Origin of the sequence: Streptomyces sp. NBRC 110035 (assembly GCF_000829695.1) — a bacterium.
Taxonomy (GTDB): Bacteria; Actinomycetota; Actinomycetes; order Streptomycetales; family Streptomycetaceae; genus Streptomyces.
On record NZ_BBNN01000078.1, the window covers coordinates 1 to 5,420 of the forward strand.

5 protein-coding genes, 1 tRNA gene and 1 pseudogene are annotated in these 5,420 nt (G+C 67.6%); 5 read left to right on the top strand and 2 right to left on the bottom strand.

The window, feature by feature from the left end:
- Positions 1-193: 193 nt before the first annotated feature.
- On the bottom strand, positions 194-577 hold the full coding sequence (locus TU30_RS32565) for a hypothetical protein (protein ID WP_042176980.1): 384 nt from the start codon (positions 575-577) through the stop codon (positions 194-196).
- A gap of 20 nt (positions 578-597) precedes the next feature.
- Between TU30_RS32565 and TU30_RS32570 the strand changes: the two genes are divergently transcribed.
- The 5 genes from TU30_RS32570 (at position 598) to TU30_RS32590 (ending at position 4,733) form a co-directional block, all read left to right on the top strand.
- Positions 598-1,335, top strand: coding sequence for a hypothetical protein (locus TU30_RS32570; RefSeq protein WP_052480012.1), 738 nt, complete (start codon positions 598-600; stop codon positions 1,333-1,335).
- A 220-nt stretch (positions 1,336-1,555) separates the two neighbouring features.
- A complete protein-coding gene (locus TU30_RS32575) occupies positions 1,556-2,470 on the top strand; it encodes a hypothetical protein (RefSeq protein ID WP_042177200.1) in 915 nt (304 codons plus the stop codon).
- On the top strand, positions 2,467-3,981 hold the full coding sequence (locus TU30_RS37910) for a hypothetical protein (RefSeq protein WP_234308079.1): 1,515 nt from the start codon (positions 2,467-2,469) through the stop codon (positions 3,979-3,981). Before TU30_RS32575 ends, TU30_RS37910 begins: the two co-directional genes overlap by 4 nt.
- Positions 3,982-4,200: 219 nt before the next feature.
- Positions 4,201-4,273, top strand: a tRNA-Arg gene (locus TU30_RS32585).
- Positions 4,274-4,385: 112 nt separating this feature from the next.
- Positions 4,386-4,733 carry a hypothetical protein gene (locus TU30_RS32590; protein ID WP_042177201.1) on the top strand — a complete coding sequence of 116 codons (348 nt, stop codon included), beginning with the start codon at positions 4,386-4,388 and terminating at the stop codon, positions 4,731-4,733.
- Positions 4,734-4,840: 107 nt separating this feature from the next.
- On the opposite strand, the pseudogene TU30_RS32595 reads toward TU30_RS32590, so the two are convergent.
- Positions 4,841-5,420: pseudogene (locus TU30_RS32595) on the bottom strand (IS701 family transposase); the annotation flags it as partial.

The window sequence follows — 5,420 nt, forward strand, 5'->3', positions numbered from 1 at the left end:
ACCGCCGCCCGTTCCTCGGGTGTGAGGGCTGAGGGCTGGACCTGTGGTTTTCTGGGCTTTCGCTCCGGTGGGGGCCGCAGCCGACGGTAGTGGGTGGCCCGGGAGCGGCCGGTCAGCCGGCAGGCCGCCGTGATACCGAGCTCGCCCTCGACGCCGGTGAACGCGTCGTCGGCCACCGGTTCGGCGGCAGCGATCAGTCCGCGCTCTCGGAGATCATTTCCAAGAGCGCGGAAGCTTTTCCCATGACTTCCAGCGCGGCCTTGTTCCGGGCCAGTTCCTTCTCCAGCCGCTCCACCTGGCGGCGCAGCTTCTCGTTCTCCGCCTCGGCGGCGGACTTCTTCGGCCTCGCCGGACTGGTGCGCTTGTCGACCAGCTTCTCCAGGGCCCCGGCATCCCGCGCGGCCCGCCATTCCTTGACGTGCGAGTGGTACAGGCGCTCGCGGCGCAGGATCGCGCCCTTCTCGTTCTTGGGCGCGGAGTCGTACTCGGCCACGATCCGCAGCTTGTACTCGGGACTGAAGGTCCGGCGCTTCGGCCGGGCAGCCGGATCGGGTCCGGCGGGGTTGGTGCTGGTCATGAGGGGGTGGTTCTCCTGTCGTGCCCTCTCAGGCTAACCCGACGAAGCGGGACGTCTCACCCAAGGCTGACAGAGAGGGCTTCGCCAGGAGCGAGGAAGCGGGGCTGGAGGCCCTGCGTGGCGTGTGGCGGGGGCAGTGGTTCGGGCGCGCCATGCGGGAGCGGTTGGGGCACGGCCCCGTCACACGCGAGGGCCTGGTCGCCAAGCTACTTCTGGCCGCGCGGGCCACTGAGAATCGGATCCGGCAGGCACACGTTCTTCTGGATCTTCTGGTGTCCGTGGGCATGGTGGTGCCCGGCGACGACGGACTTCTGAACTGGTACGACGGCGCCGCCTACGTCCCAGAGGAGCGATCAGATCCCAAAGCCGCCGACGTGGCATTCACCGAGGTGCCGGAAGTGCCCGGACCACAGGGCACGCCCGCCAGCAATGCCCCAGACGAGGAAGCCCCCCTGCCCGGCACGTCCTCGAGCGAGCCGGAACTTCCATTTACAGGGGATACCGGGCTGGGCACGACCGGGGAGCGGGACTCGGACAGGTACAAGGCCGCCACGGTTCCGGCCCCACGACGCTTCTCCGCGACCGGCCCGCATCCCGGATCCGCGGTCGCGGATGACGATCTACTCGCATTGCTACTCCCGCCGGTGCTTCTGGCGGATCTGACCCGTCTGACAGAGGAGGAAGTGATCGCTCTGCACGGCCACTTGCGTGCGGTGGCCTCACTCACCGCGAAACTCCGGGGGCGCCCCGTCTCATAAGCCTCCCCAAAAAGAACGGTCCGGCAGCGCCCACTATCCCTTGGCCGGGTTGGTGCTGCCGGACCTCCACCGTCACCACGACCGGCGCGGCGAGGCCGCGTAGGAAGGGGCTTCGGCATGCCCTCACACAAGGCGAGGAACAGCGTCCACCGTAGCGCGCCCGCGCCCCACAGCGCGTGTGATTCACCCGCCCGGAACCCGCTCACCCCGGCAGCCCACCGTGACTAGGGCAACGATCAAAGAGGCACTCCTGGAAGTCAGCCGACTCTGGCTGCACAAGGCCGCCGCAGGCGAGATGAGCATCGAGACCGTCGATCTATACATCCAGGTCAGCGAACGCTTCCACCGCTACGCCGACGCCCATCACATCAGCCGTATGGACGATGTCACCCGAGACCTGACGGAGACGTTCATCTCCGCCCCCGGCCGCGACCGCCGCAACAACATCACCCTGGTCCCTGGGAACAGCACCCGCCGCCAGCGCCGCTCCGCGATCGCCTCCCTCTTCGCGCACGCCCGAGCCCTGGATATGACCAGGGCGGCACCGCTCCTCGACTCTCCGCCGATCAAGCGCGCCCCTCGTAACTCCGGCGCCGGACTCACCAGACGGGACATCGAGAACCTGCAGTTCCACGCCGAGCGCGGCATGCCCGCAACCCGGCACGCCGCCCTCCTCGCGCTCCTCCTTGCGGGACTGAACAGTGCGGAGACCGCAGCAGCCACCACCACCGACCTCGACCTGCCTGCAGCCGAAGTCAGCACCGCTGGCGGCACCCGCACCCACCCCCGCACCTGCCCACTCAATGAGTGGGGCGTCTACGTCCTGGGCTTGCGCGCCGCCCGCCTCGAGCGCACCGGGCACGGTCCGCACCGGCTGGTCACCAGCACGAAATCCTCGCGGTACGGCGCCCAGGCCAGTGTCGGCGCTGGCTTCAACGACATCGCCCGCAATGCCGGACTCGCCACCCGTAAGCGCAAGGTCGAGCCCCGCGACATCACCCGCTACGTCGCCCGGCAGGTCCTGCACCAGACCGGCCAGTTGTCTGAGGTCGCTCGCCGCCTGGGCCTGTCCTCCCTTGATGCCGCGGCCGGCCTGGCCGGCCTCGCCTGGCAGAACGGGAAGGCCTCCCCGTGAGTCGACGCAAGGTAACGGCGGCCAAACGGCCCGTCACAGCCGAGGCAAAAGGGCAGAGGGACCAGCGCACGTACATCTACGGCGCCATCCCCGACGACGCCTTCGGCGCCAAGACCGACCGGCCGCCGCCCAAAGGCCCCGAAGCCCCTCCGCTCGCCCAGGACGAACGATTCGAGTACCTGGTGAACAATCCGGACCTCTATACCGCCGCCACCGCACTGCCCGGCCCGAAGAAGGTCGGGCGCCCCGCCCACTACCCGCCCGTCGTCTATCTGATCTTCCTCTGCTCAATCTCACTGTTCGGCTCTGCCCGCTCCACCGCCAGCCACCTCCAGCGCCCTCTTTGGTGGGAAGCCGTACGCCGAGCAGTCCGGGCCCACCAAGGAGACGAAGCAGCCGACGCCCTCAGGCCCACCGGGCCCTCCCGCAGCAACTGGAACCACTACTTTCACAAGCACCTCAAACCTGCCCACGGAACGGTCCGCGACATCAGCCGCGACCTGTGGATTCAACAGGCCCTCGACCACGGAATGATGAAGGAGTCCGGCAAGCGCACCAGCCGCATCTACCCCGAGCGCCAACAGGTCCTGCACGGCGACGCCACCGTCGCCGCCCCACCCTCTTCCCACACCGAGCACGAGACCGTAGACGAAACCACCGGTGAGATTCGAACCCACCGAGTCGACGAAGACGCTGGCGTCACAACAGAAGGCGGCGGCAGGCAGGTCTACGGCAACAAATTCCTCTCCGTGGGCGTCCGCCTTGCCAACCGGGCCCACAGCCGCGTGATCCTGGCGCTGGAATCCATCCGCCACAGATCCCAAGAAGAAGACCCGGAACGGGAAGCCGAAGGCGCCGCCTTCGTCGGGCTGGTCAAGCACATCCTCACCCGTGCTCCAGGCCTACGAGCCGCCACCTACGACGCGGCCCTCCGCGGCACCCACCGCGCCCCTTTGATCGCCGAAGGCCTGCTTGTTTTCACCCCCCAGCACTCAGGCCTCCCACCACAGTCCCTGGAGCGCTACCAGGACGGTCCCTGCAAACACGATCTCTACGTCGCCGAGGCCCGGGTCTGTGAACGCCACATCACCGTCGATGGGCAGACCCACTACACGCCGCTCCCCGTCGAGGAACTCGAGTGCCGCCAGGGAAAGCGGACCCGCTACTACCACCGCCTAACCATCCCGTGCCGCGCCAAAGACCACACGCTCCGCATCCGGGTCGATGAAACGGAAGATGACCGCCAGATCGATCCCACCACAGGCAAGAAACGCTTCAACCGCACCGAACATCTCCGGCAGGTCCCGCCCGACACACCCGCAGGCCGCCGCCTCAAAGGGTTCCGCCAGGACAGCGAATCCACACATTCACGATTCGACCAGAGCTACCCACATAAAAGGGTCCCCGCGTACGGAGCCAATGGGGCCCTCCTCATCTACATCGGCTATGCCTGGCTGAACAACTCCGTCACACGGGTCATGCACCCCCAGGCGGCTGCTCTTGTCACCTGAAACCGCGCCTCACCCGGGCCCGTCTGCTCAGCACACGCTCCGGTGCCCCAACCCCCACAACCCAGGAGCCAGTGATCAGACACCGACGCCGATCTCACCTGACCCGCTACACTGTCGGCGGTGGCCCAGACCTCACCGGTCTGTCCGCCCTGTCGGCAGCAGGCCTGAAGCCCATCGCCATTCGCGCCGGGTTTTAGACACGTTTTCCGACAGATCCCCGCCTTCGTAGCTCAGGGGATAGAGCACCGCTCTCCTAAAGCGGGTGTCGCAGGTTCGAATCCTGCCGGGGGCACAGAGAAACACCTGGTCAAGGGCCCTTCCGTCCATCGGACGGGAGGGCCTTCGTACTCGCAGCACACATATGGCACACATGTCGCTGCGGGCAGAGGTGGGGAGCTGGTGCGATGCCCGCGAAGGATGAGCTGGCCCGGCGACGCTACGACAAGCTGGTCGACCGGCTTGAGTCGCTGATGCGGGCCGCGCTGAAGCCGGAGTACGAGGGCTACTACGGTCAGCTGATCCTCAGCGCGGACGATCTTGCGGAGATGGGCGAGATCAAGGATGTCCGGCGTGCCGCCAGGGAGGCGGGACAGCGTCTCAGCTGGAAGACGACCACCCGTCTCGTCGGTGGAAGGCTCTTCGTCCTCGACGAGCGCGAGGTGCCCGAGAGGATCGAGCGGTTGGCTGGGGATGCGGCCGCTGCTGCGATGGACCGGTTCTGGGACGAGAGCCGTCGGCCGCGACTGACCTGATCCGAGGAAGACGCAAGGGGGCACCCCACCGCATCAGCGCGGTGGGGTGCCCCCTTCGGTTACGGCGCCCCGGCACGGGTTAGTACTCCAGCCGTAGATCGTGATCTTCATGCTGGCTGGGCGTCTTGGCGCCGGTAGTGGGCGGTCTTGGCCCGGGCTTGGTGGCGTCGTCGCCACTGCGACCAGCCCAGCCGGTGCGCCATGTCGTGGGCGGCATGGGTGACGAGCGTGGTGAACAGGTGCTGGATCTCGTTGCGGGTCAGCGGACTCAGTGCGCTGGTTGTCTGGTGCTGGTCACGTTCGAGTGCGGTCACCACAGCAAGGAAGGCGTGGGCGAGCATGGCGAGGGTGACCCAACGGTGCCAGGAGGTCCAGCGTCTGACCTGGTGTTCGTCGAGTCCGGCCAGTCCCTTCGACGATTGGAATGTCTCCTCCACCGTCCAGCGGCGCCCCGCGGTCCTCACCAGGGTCTGCAGGGTGGTCGGGTGGGTCGAGTAGCAGAGGTAGTGGGCGAGTTCGCCGGTGCGGCGGTTGCGGCGGACGAGGAGGTGCCGGTGGCCGGGACGCTCGTCGGTGACATGGGCCAGGGCCCAGTCGTAGTGACGGTGGCCCTTGGCTCCGGCTCCTGCGGACAGCTTCTGCCAGGCCCGTTTCGGGATCCGCCGGGCCAGGAGGTCGGCGCGGATC